Source organism: Streptomyces tailanensis (genome assembly GCF_008386495.1).
In the GTDB taxonomy this organism is placed as follows: domain Bacteria; phylum Actinomycetota; class Actinomycetes; order Streptomycetales; family Streptomycetaceae; genus Streptomyces; species Streptomyces tailanensis.
On record NZ_VTHJ01000034.1, the window covers coordinates 69,698 to 86,751 of the forward strand.

A 17,054-nucleotide genomic window follows, 5' to 3' on the forward strand; every position below is an offset into this window, starting at 1 on the left:
GCTGCGCCCCGGCTTTTCAGCGGCCCGCAGGGCCGTGTTTTTGGGGGCGCGGGAAACTGCGCGAGCAACCCCCACCCACCCGCACCCGCGAACTCGGCCCAGCCCCGAACGTACCCCCCCCCGCGCTACCTCACGGAGTGAGCTGGCGCACACCTGCCGTAGAGTTGAGGCCGGTCGAGTACGTGACCGTGGGAGATCGGAAGGGCAGCAGGCGTGAGCGTCGAGGACACGGGCTCCGGGACGGACGCGCATGGCCGCGTGGACCTTCCGGGCGCGGACGCCGGCGAGGAGGACCCGCTGGCGTTGCGGCTCGAAGGGCTCATCCTCGGTGCCGAGCGCCGGTACACCCCGTTCCAGGCGGCCCGTAGCGCGGGCGTGTCCATGGAGCTGGCGTCCCGTTTCTGGCGGGCCATGGGCTTCGCGGACATCGGGCAGGCCAAGGCGCTCACCGAGGCCGACGTGCTGGCGTTGCGGCGGCTCGCCGGTCTTGTCGAGGCGGGGCTGCTGAGTGAGGCCATGGCCGTGCAGGTGGCCCGTTCCACCGGGCAGACCACGGCGCGGCTCGCCGAGTGGCAGATCGACTCCTTCCTGGAGGGCCTGACCGAGCCGCCGGAGCCGGGGATGACCCGCACCGAGGTGACCTACCCGCTGATCGAACTGCTGCTGCCGGAGCTGGAGGAGTTCCTCGTCTACGTGTGGCGGCGGCAGCTCGCGGCGGCCACCGGGCGCGTCGTGCAGGCCGCCGACGACGAGGAGATGGTCGACCGGCGGTTGGCCGTCTGCTTCGCCGATCTGGTCGGGTTCACCCGGCTCACCCGGCGGATGGAGGAGGAGGAGCTCGGCGAGCTCGTCGAGGCCTTCGAGACCACCGCGGCGGACCTGGTGGCGGCGAATGGCGGGCGGCTCATCAAGACGCTGGGTGACGAGGTCCTGTACGCCACCGACGACGCCGGTGTGGCCGCCGAGATCGCCCTTCGGCTCATCGAGACCATGGCGAACGACGAGACCATGCCCGAGCTGCGCGTCGGCATGGCCTTCGGCACGGTGACCACCCGGATGGGCGACGTCTTCGGGTCGACCGTGAACCTCGCGAGCCGGCTGACCTCGATAGCGCCCAAGGACGCGGTGCTCGTCGACGGTGCCTTCGCCGAGGAGCTGACCCGTACGGGAGAGGCCCCCGCTTCCGAGGCGGAAGCCGCCGAGGCCGCGGCCGCCGCCGAGAAGGAGGACGAGGAGCCGCCTACGTACCGCTTCGCCCTTCAACCGATGTGGCAGCGTCCGGTGCGTGGCCTGGGCGTCGTCCAGCCGTGGCTGCTCACGCGGCGGCCTGGGAAGATGTGAGGTCGTAGCTCCGCAGCCCCGTGGGTTTCATCGGCCCAGGGCGTCGTCCACGCACACACCGACGAGCGGTACGCACAGGTCGCTCGGGTCCGGCTTCTGCGGCTTCGTGTTCGTGGGCTGGTCCGGCGTAGCGGCCGGTTGCCGGGGTGCCGTCGGGGGCTGAGAGGCGGTCGTGCTCGGGGCCTCGGGGGCCTGGTCGGCCGGGAGCGTGGTCGGGGTCGAGGGGGCGCGGCGGGTGCCGGGGCCGGTGGGGAGTTCTACGCCCACCGAGGTGGCGGACGGGGGTGCCGAGGGCGACGGTGTCGCGGTGGTCGCACCCGGTGACGCCGGTGGCGTCGGTGTGGCGGCCGCGTTTCCCATGGGGGTGTCGGCGGTCGGGCCGCCCGGGCCCGCCGAGGGCACGCTTCCCACGGTCGCCCCGGCGCTGGTCGCCTCGTCCGTGACCTCGTCCGTGATCTCGTCCGCGGACTTCGGCGCCGCGCCTGCCGCGTCCACCCCTCCGCCGACCGGGTCCGAGGCCAGCCGTACGAGGCTCAGTGCCCCCGCCGCCAGAGCCAGCCCGCCGACGGCGAACAGCACCTTCCGGGGGCGGGGTCTGCGGTGCCGTCCGCGCTGGCTGGGAATGTGTGGTGCCCCCGCCGACGCCTCCGCCGGAATGTGTGGTGCCTCCGTCGTCGGCCTCGTCACCGTGTTCGTCGTCATGCCCTGTCCTCCCCTCCGCGCCCGTGTCCCCGGTGCGCCTGTGCGGAGCGCAGGTTATGCGCCAGGGTGGGAGGCGTGGCCGGAGAAGGGCCGGATGTCACTCGAACGGGGAAACAACCCCTTGTGCGATGATCGGGACGACGGTTGTTAACCCGCGTTAACCGGGAGGGTGTCATGGGCGTCGGTGCCGCAGCGGAGCGGGCGGAGCAGGGGGACCAGGGCGGGGAGGGGGGCGAGCGGCGGTACGGCGAGTTCGTCGTCGTACGGCGGCACGGGTACGTCGCCGAGCTTGTTCTCGACCGGCCCAAGGCCATGAACGCCGTGTCCACCGATATGGCCCGGTCCATCGCGGGGGCGTGTGCGGCGCTGGCCGGCGACCGGGACGTACGGGTGGTCGTGGTGACGTCGACGCACGAGCGGGCGTTCTGTGTGGGTGCCGATCTGAAGGAGCGGAACTCGTTCAGTGACGCCGAGCTGGTGCGGCAGCGGCCTGTCGCGCGGGCCGCCTACACCGGCGTACTGGAGCTGCCGATGCCCACGATCGCCGCCGTGCACGGCTTCGCGCTGGGCGGCGGCTTCGAACTCGCCCTGTCCTGCGACCTGATCGTGGCCGACCGTACGGCGGTGGTGGGGCTGCCCGAGGTATCCGTGGGGGTCGTTCCCGGCGGCGGCGGTACGCAGTTGCTGCCGCGTCGGGTGGGGGCCGCCCGGGCCGCCGAGCTGATCTTCACGGCGCGGCGGCTGGAGGCCGCGGAGGCGCGGGAGTTGGGGCTCGTGGACCAGGTGGTGGACGAGGGACGGGACCGGGCGGAGGCGTTGGCGCTGGCCGCGCGGATCGCCGCGAACTCGCCCGTCGGGCTGCGTGCGGCCAAGCGTGCGCTGCGGCTCGGGCACGGGCTCGATCTGCGGGCCGGGCTGGAGGTCGAGGACGCGGCGTGGCGTTCGGTGGCGTTCTCGGGGGACCGGGCGGAGGGGGTGGCCGCCTTCAACGAGAAGCGGAAGCCGGAGTGGCCGGGGGAGTAGGGGAGTAGGGGAGAGCGAAGGCGCGCCCCCTGTTCGCCGCACAAATGTCTCAAAACGGAGCAAAGCTCCCTAGCCTGGAGTGATGGGTGAGGACAGACGGCTGAGGGCCGTGGTGGCGTTGGCGCGGGGCATGGCCGCGGCGCACACACCGCGCGAGTCGTGGCGGGCCGCCGCGGACGGCGCGTGCCGGGCCCTGTCCGGCAGCTTCGCCGCGCTGTCCGTGTGGGAGCGGGAGCGTGGGCTGCTGCGGGTGCTGGTCAATGTGGGGAACCTGGTTCCGGACGAGGAGGAGTTCCCCGAGGACGAGACCTATCCCGTGCACGAGTTTCCGGAGATCGCGGAGTTCCTGCACGAGCGGTGGCTGGAGGGCGGCGAGCCCAACGCCTGGGTGGAGACGGCGGCCGGACCGCCGGCGGAGCGGCGCCGCCGGGGCGGTTACTGCCATCAGCGGGTCGCGGCGCTCCGCCGGCGTGGGCGCGGGTGCTGCGTGGTGGCGCCCGTCGTGCTGAACGGGCGGGCGTGGGGCGAGCTGTATGTGGCCCGGCCCGCGGGGGAGCCGGTCTTCCACGGTGACGACGCGGCGTTCGCGACCGTGCTCGCCTCGGTCGTGGCGGCCGGTATCGCCCAGTCGGAGCGCCTGGAGGAGGCCCGGCGGCTCGCCTTCACCGACCCCCTCACCGGCCTCGGCAACCGGCGCGCGGTCGATCTGCGGCTCGACGAGGCGATGGAGGCACACCGGCGCGACGGCACGGTGATCAGCCTGGTCGTCTGCGACCTCAACGGCCTGAAGAAGGTCAACGACTCCTACGGACACGCGGTCGGCGACCAGGTCCTGGAGCGGTTCGGCTCCGTGCTCTCGCGCTGCGGGGCGGAACTGCCCGGCGTGCTGGCCGCACGGCTCGGCGGCGACGAGTTCTGTCTGCTCGCGGTGGGGCCGTCGGCCGACGAGGTGGTACGGGTCGCCGGTGATCTCTGCGTACGGGCGCGGGAGTTGGAGCCGGGTGAGGGGGTCGCGTGCGGGGTCGCCTCCACGGGGGACCCGATCGGCCCGCTCCGGTCGGCCCGTCGGCTGTTCCGGCTCGCCGACGCCGCGCAGTACCGGGCCAAGGCCGCCGGTTCCATCGAGCCGGTCGTCGCCGGCCGCGAGGGCGAGGGCGCCGAGGACCCGGTCGTCCGCCTCGCCGACCGCCCACCGGCCCCGGTCGACCCGGCCCACCCGGGGGACCGGCGCCGCATCCGCGGGCGCCGGCCCCAGTAGCCCCAGTCCCTCCGGTGGCCGGTAAGGAGTCCCTCCCCCGACCGGTCGTGACATTCGGCGATTCAGTCCCTACGATCCTGAATATGGATATGCATTCTGTGGACACGGTGGTGCTCGGGACGACCGGTGCCACCGCGGCCGACGTCCTCGCCGTGGCGCGCGCCGGCGCCCGGGTCGAGCTCTCCGAGGAGGCGGTGGCGGCACTCGCCGCGGCCCGCGAGATCGTGGAGGCGCTGGCGGCCAAACCCGACCCCGTCTACGGGGTCTCCACCGGCTTCGGCGCCCTCGCGACCCGGCACATCAGTCAGGAGCTGCGAACCCGGCTCCAGCGCAACATCGTCCGCTCGCACGCGGCCGGCATGGGCCCGAGGGTGGAGCGGGAGGTCGTACGCGCGCTGATGTTCCTGCGGCTGAAGACCGTCTGCTCGGGACGTACGGGTGTACGGCCCGAGGTCGCGCAGACCATGGCCGACCTCCTCAACGCCGGGATCACCCCCGTCGTCCACGAGTACGGCTCCCTCGGCTGCTCCGGCGACCTCGCGCCGCTGTCCCACTGCGCGCTCACCCTCATGGGCGAGGGTGACGCCGAGGGCCCGGACGGCGTCGTACGGCCGGCCGGTGAGCTGCTCGCCGCGCACGGCATCGCCCCCGTGGAGCTGCGCGAGAAGGAGGGCCTCGCCCTCCTCAACGGCACCGACGGCATGCTCGGCATGCTGGTCATGGCGCTGGCCGACCTGGAGACGCTGTACACGTCCGCCGACATCACCGCCGCGATCTCCCTGGAGGCGCTGCTCGGCACCGACAAGGTCCTCGCCCCCGAACTGCACGCCATCCGCCCGCACCCCGGGCAGGGTGCCTCGGCCGCCAACATGCTGGCCGTGCTGAAGGGTTCGGGGCTCACCGGGCATCACCAGGACGACGCGCCCCGGGTGCAGGACGCGTACTCGGTGCGGTGCGCCCCGCAGGTGGCGGGGGCGGGGCGCGACACCATGGCGCACGCGCGGCTCGTCGCCGAGCGGGAGTTGGCGTCGGCCGTCGACAACCCGGTCGTGCTGGCGGACGGGCGGGTCGAGTCCAACGGCAACTTCCACGGGGCCCCTGTCGCGTACGTCCTGGACTTCCTCGCGATCGCGGTCGCGGACCTGGCGTCGATCGCCGAGCGGCGTACCGACCGGCTACTCGACAAGAACCGGTCGCACGGGCTGCCGCCGTTCCTCGCGGATGACGCCGGGGTCGACTCCGGGCTCATGATCGCCCAGTACACACAGGCGGCCCTCGTCAGCGAGCTGAAGCGGCTCGCCGTCCCCGCTTCCGCCGACTCGATCCCGTCCTCCGCGATGCAGGAGGACCACGTCTCGATGGGGTGGTCGGCGGCACGGAAGCTGCGGACCGCCGTCGACAACCTGACGCGGGTGCTCGCCGTCGAGTTGTACGCCGGGACGCGCGCCGTCGAGCTGCGCGAGGGGCTGACGCCGGCGCCGGCGACCCGCGCGGTCATCGAGGCCGTACGCGAGGCCGGGGTGGAGGGGCCCGGTCCGGACCGCTTCCTCTCCCCCGACCTGGCGCTGGCCGACGCGTTCGTCCGGGACGGGCGGCTGGTTGCGGCGGCGCAGGCGGTGACGGGGCCGCTCGCCTGACGACGGCGTGTGCGGAGGGGTTGCTGTGGGAAGGGAAGCGCCTTCGGGCGCTTCTCAGTACGCCTCCAGGCGTCCCCGCCGTACCGAGTACGCCACGAAGCCCGTGCCGAGGCCCAGGAAGAGGGTGCCGCCGACGATGTACGGGGTGGTGTTGGGGCTTCCGGTGTCGGCGAGTTCGGTGGCGCGGTCGTCCGTGTCGGAGGTCGTGGCCGTGTCGGAGGTCGTGGCCGTGTCGGAGGTCGTCGCCGAGTCCGCGTTCGCGTCCGTGGTGGTCGACGCCGTCTGTCGTATGTCCGCCGTGTCCTGCGTCGCGTTCGCCGACGGCACGAACCACAGGGCACCCAGGAGGGTCCCCGCGGCGGTGGCGGTCAGGAGCGACCGGCGGGCGGTGGGCGACGCTCGACGTGCGACGGACACGAAATATCGATCCCCTTGTGGCGCGGGCGAATTGGCCGTAGGGGGCGATGCTAATGAAAGGCGCGGGTCGTGGGAAAGTCGCGCGACCTGTGAGCCGTACGCTCCGAGGCATGAGTACAACTGAGACATCACAGTTCGTCCGGCTTCGCGTTGAATTGGTCGTGGAAGTCGAGGACGTGGAGGCCCTCACCGGGGCCGCGCTGCGGCGGATTTCCGGCGACGCCGATATGCCGGCCGACGAACGGGCACACGCCGAGAGCGCCGTGACGGAGGACACAGCGGAGGCTCTCGCCTACCTGATCGACCCGTTCGACCTGGTCGGCGAGGTGCCCGGGGTCGAACTGGCCCAGGCCTCCTGGAGCAGCGAGAGCATCGACTACGACCCCGATTCGCCGGAATGGGGTCTTGACGAGGATGATGAGGGCGAGGACGAAGAGGAAGACCGGCTCGGCTGAGGCGTCTTGGGGCATGCGTGACCCCGGGCGGCAGGCGCCGCCCGGGGTTTCTGTCGTTTCATGGGGGCGCACTTGTCATCCGCGCGCCACCGCCGGGGTCGCCGTCGACCCAGGACCGGCTGGAGCGGCTGGAGTGGCGTATCCCACACATCGATGCGAAGTGGAACGGCACGGTGCCGTAGCGGTGTTCTAGTGCTTACGGGGATTCTCGGGTTTTGGGGATTCGGCAACGATGGAGAAGTGTGTGATGACGAACAGTAAGCGGCGCAGGGGCCTGTCGGTCGCGTCCGCACTGCTCGGCGGGGTGCTGGTGCTCTCTGCGTGCAGCGGGAGCGACGGCGACAACGCGTCCGGGAGCGACGGCGGGGACTCCTCGCAGGCCAAGGTCGACGAGGCGGCCGCCAAGAAGAACTCCGAGGCCGAGATCGAGATCACGCCGAAGGACGGCTCCGACAACGCCTCCATCAACAACTCGGCCAAGGTCACCGTGAGCAAGGGCACGCTCACGGAGGTGACCATGACCACCACCGACGGCACCGCCGTCGAGGGCGAGATATCCGCCGACAAGAAGAGCTGGGCGCCGAGCGTGCAGCTGGAGCGGTCCACCAGCTACAAGATCACCGCCGCCGCCGCGGACTCCGAAGGCCGGGAGGCCCACGAGAACGCCTCGTTCACCACGGTCTCGCCGGCCAACAGCTTCATCGGCAACTTCACACCCGAGGACGGTTCCACCGTCGGTGTCGGCATGCCGGTCTCGATCAACTTCGACAAGGCGATCACCAACAAGGCCGATGTCCAGAAGGGGATCACCGTCTCCACCAGCTCCGGCCAGGAGGTCGTCGGGCACTGGTTCAACGCCAACCGCCTGGACTTCCGGCCCGAGGACTACTGGCAGGAGGGCTCCACCGTCACCCTGAAGCTGGCGCTCGACGGGGTCGAGGGCGCCGAGGGTGTCTACGGCGTCCAGCAGAAGACGGTCTCCTTCACGATCGGCCGGAACCAGGTCTCGATCGTCGACGCCAAGACCAAGACGATGAAGGTCATGCAGGACGGCAAGGTCGTCAAGACCATCCCGATCTCCGCCGGCTCCCCCGAGAACAAGACGTACGCGGGCATCATGGTGATGTCGGAGAAGTTCAAGGAGACGCGCATGAACGGCGCGACCGTGGGCTTCACCGACGACGACGGCAAGGGCGAGTACGACATCAAGGACGTGCCGCACGCCATCCGTCTCACCACCTCCGGGACGTTCATCCACGGCAACTACTGGGGCGCCGACTCCGTCTTCGGCAACGTCAACACCAGCCACGGGTGCGTCGGCCTCAACGACACCAAGGGTGCGAACGATCCCGACACCGAGGGTGCCTGGTTCTACAACAACTCGATCGTCGGTGACGTCGTGGACATCAGGAACACCGGCGACAAGACCGTGGCCCCCGACAACGGCCTCAACGGCTGGAACCTGAGCTGGGCGGAGTGGAAGGCGGGCTCGGAGGTCTGACCGGGCACTTGACGCGGTCTGCCGGGCGCCTGAGAGCTCGGGGGTGCGTTGGCGGGTGCGGGTTGTGGTGGGTTGCTCGCGCAGTTCCCCGCGCCCCTGAAGACATGGGGCGCGCCCCGTGCTTTTAAGGGGCGCGGGGCTGTGACATATGCGGCTCCGCCGCGTGGGCGCGACCAGCCACGAATGACCCGCACCCGCCAACACATCCCCACCTCCCGAGCTCTCAGGCGGCGGAAACCTGTGACTCGGCATAGCGTGTGGTCGGGCCCGGCACAGGGTTCTCATGTGGCTCTTAGGCGTGGCTTATTCGCTCATCACGCGGCATCCCTAGCTTTCCGCCATGTTCTTCACCTACCTGAGGCGCGAACTGCGCCGCCGTAGAAAGGCGGCCCTCGTCGTCGCCTCCGGCCTCGCCCTGGGCATCGCGCTGGTGATCGTGGTCAGTTCCGTGTCGTCGGGCATGGAGAAGGCTCAGGGGAAAGTCCTTGAGTCCCTGTACGGGCTGGGGACGGACATGACCGTCACCAAGGCCGCCGCCGCGCCCGGCGAGAACGGCGGCGAACGCCCGCGGTTCGAGTTCGACGCCCAGGGCAACGACTCCGACGAGGAGCAGAGCAGCGACCTCGTCCGTGTCCAGGGCTTCCAGACCCTCGCGAGCTCGACCGTCACCAAGGTCGGTGAGCAGCAGGGCGTCGCGGACGCCGTGGGCGGCCTGAGCCTTCAGGTCATCAAGGTCAACGGGCAGTTCCGGCAGGGGCAGTTCCAGCAGGACGAGGGCACCGGCGGCCAGCAGGGCGCTCCCGGCGGCGGACAGAACGGCGGCGGCACCGGCCAGCTGCCGGAGGGCCGGGTCGAGGGCGGCGGCGCCGAGTTCGACGTCAACAACTACTCCGTGTACGGCACCGATGTCACCCAGCCCGCGCTCGGCCCGCTGACCTCCTCGAAGATCACCAGCGGTCGTACGTTCAAGACCTCCGAGACCGACGCCGAGGTCGTCGTCGCCGACAAGTCGTACGCCGAGGAGAACGAGCTGAAGGTCGGTGGCACCGTCACCATCAACAGCACGAAGTACGAGGTCATCGGGATCGCCACGCCCGACAGCGGGGACGCGGCGGCCAACCTCTACATGCCGCTGAAGCAGGCGCAGACGCTCAGCGACTCCAAGGACAAGATCACGACGATCTACGTCAGGACGAGCGACTCGCAGCAGATCGACAGCGTGAAGGCAGCCATCCAGAAGAACATCGACGGGACGACCGTCACCACGTCCGCCGATCTCGCCGAGACCGTGTCCGGGTCGCTGTCCACGGCTTCCGATCTCGCCTCCAATGTCGGCAAGTGGCTGTCCATCGCCGTCCTGATCGCCGCGTTCCTGGTGGCCGGGCTGCTCACCTCCTCGGCCGTCTCCCGCCGGGTACGGGAGTTCGGCACGCTCAAGGCGCTCGGCTGGAAGTCGGGGCGGGTGACCCGGCAGGTCGTCGGTGAGGCCGTCGTGAACGGGCTGGTCGGCGGTGCGCTCGGGATCGCGTTGGGGCTTGCGGGGGCGTACGTCGTCACGGCGATCAGTCCGACGTTGCAGGCGGAAGTCGCGGCGACCGGGGGCGGGTTCGGTGGCGGTGCGCCTGGTGGCGGGGGTGGCTTCCCGGGTGGCGGCGGACCCGGTGGCGGGCAGCAGTCGGCCTCCGACGCGCTCGAGGTCGCGCTCACCGCGCCCGTCAGCGTGTCCACGATCGCCGTCGCGGTGGGGCTGGCCGTCGCGGGTGGGCTGATCGCCGGTGCCTTCGGTGGGTGGCGGGCTTCGCGGCTGCGGCCGGCTGACGCGTTGCGGCGCGTGGAGTAGGGCGACTGGTCGCGGCCAAGCGGATCCCCTTACACATCACAGGAGTTCACATGTACGTACTCACCGGCGTCACCAAGCGCTACACGCGCGGCAAGGACACCGTCAACGCGCTCGACGGGGTCGATCTCACCATCGCGGACGGGGATCGGCTGGTCATTCAAGGGCCCACCGGGGGTGGGAAGTCCACGCTGCTTCAGATGCTCGGAGGCCTTGACAAGCCGTCCGACGGGAGCATCGACTTCGACGGGACCGATCTCGCGAAGCTGCCGGAGACGAAGCTGACCAAGGTGCGCAGCGAGAACATCGGGTTCGTGTTCCAGAGCTTCAATCTGATCCCGACGCTGACCGCGCAGGAGAACGTGGAGACGGCCCTCGTACCGCTCGGTGTGAAGACCAAGGAGCGGCGGGAACGGGCCGCCGAGGCGCTGGAGTCGGTGGGGCTGGGGGAGCGGCTCGGGCATCTGCCGGCCGAGTTGTCGGGCGGTCAGCAGCAGCGCGTGGCGATCGCTCGGGCACTGGTGAAGCGGCCGAAGGTGCTGCTCGCCGACGAACCTACCGGCAACCTCGACGAGTCCATGCGCGACGAGATCATGGAGGTGCTGGAGACCTTGTGGAAGGAGCACGGCCTCACGTTCATCATGGTCACCCATGACTCGACGCTGGCGAAGAAGGCCCCGAGGGTCGCGACGATCCGCAAGGGGCGGATCACCGTGAAGGAGAACGCCGGGGCGTGATGCGTCCAGGGGCGCGTTGTCCGGTCGGCGGCCGCCCCCTGGAGACGCGTTTCTCGGCGCTCGGCGGGTGACGCCGTGGCCCAGGTCCGGCTACGGCGTCACCGTCGGCGCCCGGGGCGCGTCCGTGCCCCAGCTGGCCAGGAGGCGGAGGGCGTCGGCCGAGGGGGAGCCCGGTTCGGCGTGGTAGATGATCAGGGACTGCTCATGGTCGTCGGGGAGGGGGAAGCCCTCGTAGGAGAGGGTGAGGTCGCCGACGAGGGGGTGGTGCATGCGCTTGACGCCGTGGTTCTTCTCCTTGACGTCGTGCGTGGCCCACAGCCGCCGGAACTCCTCGCTCTTCACCGACAACTCGCCCACCAGCGCCGACAGCCGTGGATCGTCGGGGTGGCAGCCCGCGTCCATCCGCAGAAAGCTGACGATGTCGGCGGCCTTCTGGTCCCAGTCGATGTACAGGTCCCGGTACTCGGGACGCAGGAACACCAGCCGCGCCCAGTTCCGCTCCTGCGGCGGCAGCCCCGACCAGTCACCGAACACCGCCGCCGCCATCCGGTTCCAGATGAGGATGTCCGAGCGCCGCCCGGTGACGTACGCGGGGACGCCGTCCAGCGTGTCGACCAGTCGGCGCAGGCCGCCCCGCACCTGCTGCGGACGGGCCGACGGCTTCTTCTTGTGGGCCTTCGGCCTGGCGAGGTGCGTGAGGTGGGAGTGCTCGGCGGCATTCAGCCGGAGGGCGCGCGCGATGGCGTCGAGCACCTCCGCGGACACATTGCGCCCGTTGCCCTGCTCCAGCCGGGTGTAGTACGCCACGGACACGCCCGCGAGCTGGGCGAGCTCCTCCCGGCGCAGCCCGGGGACCCGCCGGTGCCGCCCGAAGGCCGGCAGCCCCACGTCCTCCGGCTTCAGCCGGGCCCGCCGCGTGCGCAGGAACTCGCTGAGTTCGGCACGCCGGTCGAGGGCGCCGGCGGGCGGGTCCTGCGGACCCTGCGCGTGTTGCGGGTCCCGCGGGTCCCGCCGGGCTTGGGGCTGTTCGTCCATACGTCAAGTATTCACGGTCGTACGACCATGAGCCTGACCCCGCCAGTAGTAGGACCAGCGGACGTACGCAAAGCCGTGACCTGGGTGAATGTCATGGCCTGAGGCAGGCTGGTGGTCGCACCCGGCCCGAAGGCAGGCCGGGCGTCGGTACGACGACCAGGAGAACCCCGGCATGACCACCACTGTTGCCGCCTATGCGGCCCCCGCCGCCAAGGCTCCGCTGGAGCGCACCACCATCGAGCGCCGCGAGGTCGGTGAGTTCGATGTGCTGATCGACATCAAGTTCGCCGGTATCTGCCACTCCGACATCCACCAGGTCCGGGAGGGATGGGGCGAGGCGATCTTCCCGATGGTGCCGGGTCACGAGATCGCCGGTGTCGTCGAGGCCGTCGGCTCCGGCGTCACCAAGTTCGCCGTCGGCGACCGGGTCGGGGTCGGCTGCATGGTCGACTCCTGCGGCGAGTGCGAGAACTGCGAGGCCGGTACGGAGCAGTTCTGCCTCAAGGGCAACGTCCCCACGTACAACGGCCTCGACAAGAACGGGGAGCCCACCTACGGCGGCTACTCCGAGAAGATCGTCGTGGACGAGAAGTACACGGTCCGTATCCCGGACAGCCTGCTCCTGGACGTGGCCGCACCGCTGCTGTGCGCGGGCATCACCACGTACTCCCCGCTCAAGCACTGGAACGCCGGCCCCGGCAAGAAGGTCGCCGTCGTCGGGCTCGGCGGGCTCGGCCACATGGGCGTGAAGATCGCGCACGCGCTGGGCGCAGAGGTAACGGTCCTCTCCCAGTCCCTGCGCAAGAAGGACGACGGGCTGAAGCTGGGCGCCGACCACTACTACGCCACCAGCGACCCGAAGACCTTCGAGGAGTTGGCCGGCACGTTCGACCTCGTGCTGTCCACGGTGTCGGCGCCGCTCGACTTCGGCGCGTACCTGTCGCTGCTGAAGACCGGGGGCGCGCTGGTGAACGTGGGCGCGCCCGAGGAGCCCGTCGCGCTCAACCTCTTCTCCCTCATCGGCGGCAACAAGACCCTCGCCGGCTCCATGATCGGCGGCATCGCCGAGACGCAGGAGATGCTGGACTTCTGCGCGGAGCACGGTCTGGGCTCGGAGATCGAGCTGATCTCCGCGTCCGAGATCAACGAGGCGTACGAGCGGGTGCTGGCGAGTGATGTCCGCTACCGGTTCGTGATCGATACGGCGACGATCTGAGGGCGGGAGTGTTCCCCGCGCCCCTCAAGGGGCGCGGGGCTGTGACATATGCGGCACCGCCGCGTGGGGGCACGTCCGTTTCTGTGGGTGCCTGCCCCGGGGGCCGGGTAGCGTGGAAATGTCCGTGCACCCTCACACGAGGAGGCACCCGATGCCCGTCGCGCTGAACCACACGATCGTCGCCGCCCATGACAAGGAGGCCTCGGCCCGGTTCCTGGCCGACATCCTGGGGCTGGAGGTGAGCCCTCCGTTCGGCCAATTCACCCCGGTGGAGATCCCCAACGGCGTGACCCTCGACTACATGGACTCACCCGACCCCATCACGCCCCAGCACTACGCCTTCCTGGTCACCGAGGACGAGTTCGACGAGATCTTCGCCCGCGTCAAGGCGGCCGGCCTCACCTACTGGGCGGACCCCTCCCACCGCCGGACCATGGAGATCAACACGAACGACGGCGGCCGCGGCACCTACTTCGACGACCCGAACGGCCACAACCTGGAGATCATCACCAGGCCGTACGGCAGCGGATCTTGATGACGAGCTGTCGCTGACCGGCCGCCCCCGCTGATCGGCCGGCCGCCGGCCGCCGGCCGCCGAGCGGATGCGGCGTGGGCGGGAAGGCCGGACCATGGATGAGGGAGGGACAGGCGGTCACGGTCGCGGCACGATCACCTCTCGGGGGTCTTCAGAGGTGTGAGTGACATGCCCCTTCAAAAGGTCCGTCCGGGTACGGTGCACAGGCTCCGCCCGGACATCAGCGTTCTGGCCGACAGTCTTGAGGTCCCGGGCATCGGGCACATCCCGGTGAACGCGTTCGTGCTGCACGGCGACCAACCGCTGGTCGTCGACACAGGCCTGGGCCTGCCCGACCGGAACTTCCTCGAGACCCTCAGCACGGTGCTGGACCCCGCCGACGTCCGCTGGATCTGGCTCACCCACCCCGACCGCGACCACACGGGCGGGATCTTCGACCTGCTGGAGGCGGCACCCGACGCACGCGTCGTGACGACCTTCATCGGCGCCGGAATCCTCTCCTGCGAACGCCCGCTGCCCCTCGACCGCGCCTACCTGCTGAACCCCGGCGAGACGATGGACATAGGCGACCGCACCCTCACCGGCTTCCGCCCGCCGCTGTTCGACAACCCCGCGACCGTCGGTTTCTTCGACAACCACTCCGGTGTCTGTTTCAGCTCCGACTGCTTCGGTGCCCCGCTTCCCACCGCCGACCTCGCCCAGGCCGACGACGTCCGCGCCGTCGCCGTCGAGGATCTGCGCGCCGCCCAACTCCTGTGGGCCACGGTCGACAGCCCCTGGGTCCAGAACGTCGACATGGAGAAGTTCGTCATGACGTTCCAGCCCCTCAGGGACCGCAAGCCCGACCTGGTCCTGTCCACCCACCTGCCCCCGGCCACCGGAATCACCGGGTCCATGCTCGACACCCTCGCCTTCGCCCCCTCCGCCCCACCCTTCATGGGCCCGGACCAGACGGCTTTGGAGCAGATGCTGGCGGGCCTCGAGCCGAGCGGCGGCGGCCACTGAGGGTCAGCGGCCGCCGACGGAGGGGTGAGAAAGGGCGGGCGGGCGCTACTTCCTCCGGCCGCCCACGCCGATGGGGGCCGTCAGCAGGACCAGGCCCAGACCGAGGACGGCCAGTCCGCACCAGGAGATGAGTGGCAGGCGCTCACCGAGGACGGTGACCCCGAGGATCGCCGCGACGGCGGGCTCGGCCAGCGTCAGCGACGTGGCCGTCGACGCCGATGTACGACGCAGCCCGCGCCCGAAGAGCCGGTAGGCCAGCCAGACGGTGAACAGGGCCAGGTATCCGGCCACGGCCGCGCCATGCGCCGTGACCAGCCAGTGCGCGTCGAGGAACACCACGAGCGGCAGCACCAGCAGTCCGGCCGTACCGAACAGCACGCCCATCACCGCGCCGGAACGGTGCCCGGTGGTGATGAGTCGGCCGCCGATCAGCGAGTACGTGGCATACGACAGCCCCCCGCACGCGGCGAGCGCGACGCCCGTCAGGTCCATCGGCGCCGCATGCCCGCTGAGCGTGGGGCCCAGCACCAGCAGGGTGCAGCCCAGCACGGCGGCCGTGGTGGCACCGGCCCAGCGGGCGGTCGGCCGGGCCTGCCCGGTGATCCAGGCCAGCAGCCCGGCGAAGACCGGCGCGCTGCCCAGCGCGATCACGGTGGCCACGGCCACGCCCGTGCGGGCCACCGCCGGATAGAAGGTCACCGGATAACCGGCGACCGCCAGGGCCCCGAGGGCGAGCAGCCACCGCTCACGGCGCGTGCAGCCGGCGGGCAGCGAGCGGGCGCCGCGCGAGGTCAGAAACAGCAGGATGCCGCCGAGGGCGAGCCCCGCGCAGCCGACAGCCGCCGCGGGCGCGCCCACGGGCGCCAGGGAGCTCGCGGTTCCGGTCGTGCCCCACAGTACGGCCGAGACGAGGATGGGTGCGGGGCCGCCGAGGAGCGCGGTACGTGAGGCAGGGCGCGGGTCATCGGTTGATGTCGTCCGGCGCGCGTGAGACAAGGGGGAAGTGCGGTTCGGCACAGTCGTGTTCTTCCGTCGTCGAAGTCGAATTCGGGTGGAATCGATCCGCGAACGGGCGCACGACAAAAGCCCCTGACCGAACTTCGGGTCGGTGGGGGCCGGGGATCAGAACCGCCGAAGCCTGCGCCCGATCAGACGCAGGGAGGCGGAGTAACGGCGTGCCAGTAGGTACTCACCCGACGATATTAACCGGCCCTCACACACTTCTCGGGGCCGGGGCCGGGGCCGGATCCGGGGCCGGGGGCTGGGAGGTCGTCGAGGGAGGCGTCGAGTCCGTGGCCGGAGCCGCTGTTGCGCCATGTGGCCCTCGTATGTCAGCGCGCGCGGACAGGTTGCCCAGCACTGCTCGCGAGGCTCCGGCCTGAGCATCCCCCTGCTCTTGGCCCGTCCCAGCCGGTCGGGTGGCCGGTCAGGTCGTCGTCGCCGGTGCCGTCTCCCGCCCGCCCATGTCGAGCCGGAAGGGCGGGTACTGGTCGGTCAGCAACGCGGCATAGGCGGTTACCCGGGCGACCCAACGGGCCAGGCCGAGCAGGAAGTCGAAGAGGTGCCCTGGATAACGGGCCTTGACCGCCAGGATGATCACGGCGACCAGCGACAGAAAGGGAATCAGTCCGCTGTAGCGCCAGCCTTCGTCATTGCCCCAGCCTCCGAGGAGAATCCCGACGACGACATACTGCGGAATGGCGAGCAGCCACCACTTCACCAGGACCAGACCGCGGGAGAGACGCTCCGGATAGGCGATGTCGAAGTGCGCCGGATAATCGGGCACGTCGGCGAGCGTGAACGGCGGGTACCGGTCGGTGCCGAGTGCCGTATGGGCGTAATAGCTGACACGCCAGTTCCAGCGCAGTACGCCGACACTGAAGTCGAAGAGGGGCCGCGGATACCGGCCGGTGATCAGGATGGCGAAGAACGCGACGACGGTGACCAGCACGAAGCCGATCCACAGGAAAAACAGCACGATGTAGTGCGGAATGGCGAGTAGCCATTTCACCAGCCACATCCATCGGGACAGCCCCGGATCGAGAGACGCCTCGATACGCACGTCTGACGCGGTCACGGGAATCATGGAGCCATAAATCCTTTCGAGCGTCCCGCTCGGCAGAAGCCGGGCCGAGGTGATCGCCGATCGGAACTCAGCCTCACATGCGGTGCGGAAAGCCGCGAATTGTCACTCCGTTTCGAGTGAGACGAGTGCGCCGACCGCTCTCTCCCGCCCGCCGGCACCCTGCGAGAGGTGACGTCCCGGACGGCAGGACGGGTGTCTGTGCCATGTGCTCACCGTCTCGGCGCCGGTCACGGCGCGGTCGACCGAGACGAACCCGGCAGAGGCGTACG

At 70.5% G+C, this 17,054-nt stretch carries 16 protein-coding genes; 11 read left to right on the top strand and 5 right to left on the bottom strand.

The genetic code is table 11. The annotated features are described in order from the left end of the window. Nucleotides 1-213 precede the first annotated feature (213 nt). Nucleotides 214-1,341 carry an adenylate/guanylate cyclase domain-containing protein gene (locus tag F3T56_RS25900; protein ID WP_149827769.1) on the top strand — a complete coding sequence of 376 codons (1,128 nt, stop codon included), beginning with the start codon at nucleotides 214-216 and terminating at the stop codon, nucleotides 1,339-1,341. A gap of 27 nt (nucleotides 1,342-1,368) precedes the next feature. Here F3T56_RS25900 and F3T56_RS46380 read toward each other — a convergent pair whose 3' ends face one another. Continuing rightward, nucleotides 1,369-2,043, bottom strand: a complete 675-nt coding sequence (locus F3T56_RS46380) for a hypothetical protein (RefSeq protein WP_172639138.1) — start codon at nucleotides 2,041-2,043, stop codon at nucleotides 1,369-1,371. Nucleotides 2,044-2,217: 174 nt separating this feature from the next. Between F3T56_RS46380 and F3T56_RS25910 the strand changes: the two genes are divergently transcribed. The 3 genes from F3T56_RS25910 (at nucleotide 2,218) to hutH (ending at nucleotide 5,961) form a co-directional block, all read left to right on the top strand. Then, complete coding sequence (locus tag F3T56_RS25910; RefSeq protein ID WP_149827771.1) at nucleotides 2,218-3,066, top strand: enoyl-CoA hydratase/isomerase family protein; 849 nt, start codon at nucleotides 2,218-2,220, stop codon at nucleotides 3,064-3,066. Nucleotides 3,067-3,148: 82 nt separating this feature from the next. Then, nucleotides 3,149-4,324 carry a GGDEF domain-containing protein gene (locus F3T56_RS25915; protein ID WP_149827772.1) on the top strand — a complete coding sequence of 392 codons (1,176 nt, stop codon included), beginning with the start codon at nucleotides 3,149-3,151 and terminating at the stop codon, nucleotides 4,322-4,324. 98 nt (nucleotides 4,325-4,422) lie between these two features. Beyond that, nucleotides 4,423-5,961: a histidine ammonia-lyase gene (gene hutH, locus F3T56_RS25920; RefSeq protein WP_149827824.1), complete on the top strand. Its 1,539-nt coding sequence runs from the start codon at nucleotides 4,423-4,425 to the stop codon at nucleotides 5,959-5,961. A gap of 54 nt (nucleotides 5,962-6,015) precedes the next feature. Here hutH and F3T56_RS25925 read toward each other — a convergent pair whose 3' ends face one another. Next, nucleotides 6,016-6,378, bottom strand: coding sequence for a hypothetical protein (locus F3T56_RS25925; RefSeq protein ID WP_149827773.1), 363 nt, complete (start codon nucleotides 6,376-6,378; stop codon nucleotides 6,016-6,018). Between the two features lie 110 nt (nucleotides 6,379-6,488). Between F3T56_RS25925 and F3T56_RS25930 the strand changes: the two genes are divergently transcribed. The 4 genes from F3T56_RS25930 to F3T56_RS25945 all read left to right on the top strand — a co-directional run bounded on the left by F3T56_RS25930 (nucleotide 6,489) and on the right by F3T56_RS25945 (nucleotide 10,908). Then, nucleotides 6,489-6,833, top strand: a complete 345-nt coding sequence (locus F3T56_RS25930; RefSeq protein WP_149827774.1) for a hypothetical protein — start codon at nucleotides 6,489-6,491, stop codon at nucleotides 6,831-6,833. Nucleotides 6,834-7,080: 247 nt separating this feature from the next. Beyond that, on the top strand, nucleotides 7,081-8,334 hold the full coding sequence (locus F3T56_RS25935) for a L,D-transpeptidase (protein WP_246203861.1): 1,254 nt from the start codon (nucleotides 7,081-7,083) through the stop codon (nucleotides 8,332-8,334). A gap of 340 nt (nucleotides 8,335-8,674) precedes the next feature. Continuing rightward, nucleotides 8,675-10,174, top strand: coding sequence for an ABC transporter permease (locus tag F3T56_RS25940; RefSeq protein ID WP_149827776.1), 1,500 nt, complete (start codon nucleotides 8,675-8,677; stop codon nucleotides 10,172-10,174). 50 nt (nucleotides 10,175-10,224) lie between these two features. Then, nucleotides 10,225-10,908 (top strand): ABC transporter ATP-binding protein, encoded by a 684-nt coding sequence (locus tag F3T56_RS25945; protein ID WP_149827777.1) that lies wholly within the window; start codon nucleotides 10,225-10,227, stop codon nucleotides 10,906-10,908. A gap of 90 nt (nucleotides 10,909-10,998) precedes the next feature. On the opposite strand, the gene F3T56_RS25950 is transcribed toward F3T56_RS25945, so the two are convergent. Beyond that, nucleotides 10,999-11,943: a helix-turn-helix domain-containing protein gene (locus F3T56_RS25950; RefSeq protein ID WP_149827778.1), complete on the bottom strand. Its 945-nt coding sequence runs from the start codon at nucleotides 11,941-11,943 to the stop codon at nucleotides 10,999-11,001. A 172-nt stretch (nucleotides 11,944-12,115) separates the two neighbouring features. Here F3T56_RS25950 and F3T56_RS25955 point away from each other — a divergent pair, with 172 nt between their 5' ends. From F3T56_RS25955 to F3T56_RS25965, 3 genes are all read left to right on the top strand, one after another. Continuing rightward, nucleotides 12,116-13,159, top strand: a complete 1,044-nt coding sequence (locus F3T56_RS25955) for an NAD(P)-dependent alcohol dehydrogenase (protein WP_149827779.1) — start codon at nucleotides 12,116-12,118, stop codon at nucleotides 13,157-13,159. A gap of 151 nt (nucleotides 13,160-13,310) precedes the next feature. Further along, nucleotides 13,311-13,694 (top strand): VOC family protein, encoded by a 384-nt coding sequence (locus F3T56_RS25960; RefSeq protein ID WP_149827780.1) that lies wholly within the window; start codon nucleotides 13,311-13,313, stop codon nucleotides 13,692-13,694. A gap of 168 nt (nucleotides 13,695-13,862) precedes the next feature. Continuing rightward, entirely contained in the window at nucleotides 13,863-14,699 is an 837-nt protein-coding gene (locus tag F3T56_RS25965) for an MBL fold metallo-hydrolase (RefSeq protein WP_149827781.1), read from the top strand. Between the two features lie 45 nt (nucleotides 14,700-14,744). On the opposite strand, the gene F3T56_RS25970 is transcribed toward F3T56_RS25965, so the two are convergent. Together F3T56_RS25970 and F3T56_RS25975 are read right to left on the bottom strand one after the other, a co-directional pair. Next, complete coding sequence (locus F3T56_RS25970; RefSeq protein ID WP_149827782.1) at nucleotides 14,745-15,716, bottom strand: DMT family transporter; 972 nt, start codon at nucleotides 15,714-15,716, stop codon at nucleotides 14,745-14,747. Nucleotides 15,717-16,125: 409 nt separating this feature from the next. Further along, complete coding sequence (locus F3T56_RS25975) at nucleotides 16,126-16,785, bottom strand: DUF4389 domain-containing protein (protein WP_149827783.1); 660 nt, start codon at nucleotides 16,783-16,785, stop codon at nucleotides 16,126-16,128. Between the last annotated feature and the right edge of the window lie 269 nt (nucleotides 16,786-17,054).

Excerpts from the sequence above, each read along its gene's own strand:
- F3T56_RS25930 (WP_149827774.1), top strand. The coding sequence starts at position 6,489 with ATGAGTACAACTGAGACATCACAGTTCGTCCGGCTTCGCGTTGAATTG.
- F3T56_RS25950 (WP_149827778.1), bottom strand. The coding sequence starts at position 11,943 with ATGGACGAACAGCCCCAAGCCCGGCGGGACCCGCGGGACCCGCAACAC.
- F3T56_RS25975 (WP_149827783.1), bottom strand. The coding sequence starts at position 16,785 with ATGATTCCCGTGACCGCGTCAGACGTGCGTATCGAGGCGTCTCTCGAT.
- F3T56_RS25910 (WP_149827771.1), top strand. The coding sequence starts at position 2,218 with ATGGGCGTCGGTGCCGCAGCGGAGCGGGCGGAGCAGGGGGACCAGGGC.
- F3T56_RS25960 (WP_149827780.1), top strand. The coding sequence starts at position 13,311 with ATGCCCGTCGCGCTGAACCACACGATCGTCGCCGCCCATGACAAGGAG.
- F3T56_RS25935 (WP_246203861.1), top strand. The coding sequence starts at position 7,081 with ATGACGAACAGTAAGCGGCGCAGGGGCCTGTCGGTCGCGTCCGCACTG.
- F3T56_RS25940 (WP_149827776.1), top strand. The coding sequence starts at position 8,675 with ATGTTCTTCACCTACCTGAGGCGCGAACTGCGCCGCCGTAGAAAGGCG.
- F3T56_RS25955 (WP_149827779.1), top strand. The coding sequence starts at position 12,116 with ATGACCACCACTGTTGCCGCCTATGCGGCCCCCGCCGCCAAGGCTCCG.
- F3T56_RS25965 (WP_149827781.1), top strand. The coding sequence starts at position 13,863 with ATGCCCCTTCAAAAGGTCCGTCCGGGTACGGTGCACAGGCTCCGCCCG.
- F3T56_RS25945 (WP_149827777.1), top strand. The coding sequence starts at position 10,225 with ATGTACGTACTCACCGGCGTCACCAAGCGCTACACGCGCGGCAAGGAC.
- F3T56_RS46380 (WP_172639138.1), bottom strand. The coding sequence starts at position 2,043 with ATGACGACGAACACGGTGACGAGGCCGACGACGGAGGCACCACACATT.
- F3T56_RS25915 (WP_149827772.1), top strand. The coding sequence starts at position 3,149 with ATGGGTGAGGACAGACGGCTGAGGGCCGTGGTGGCGTTGGCGCGGGGC.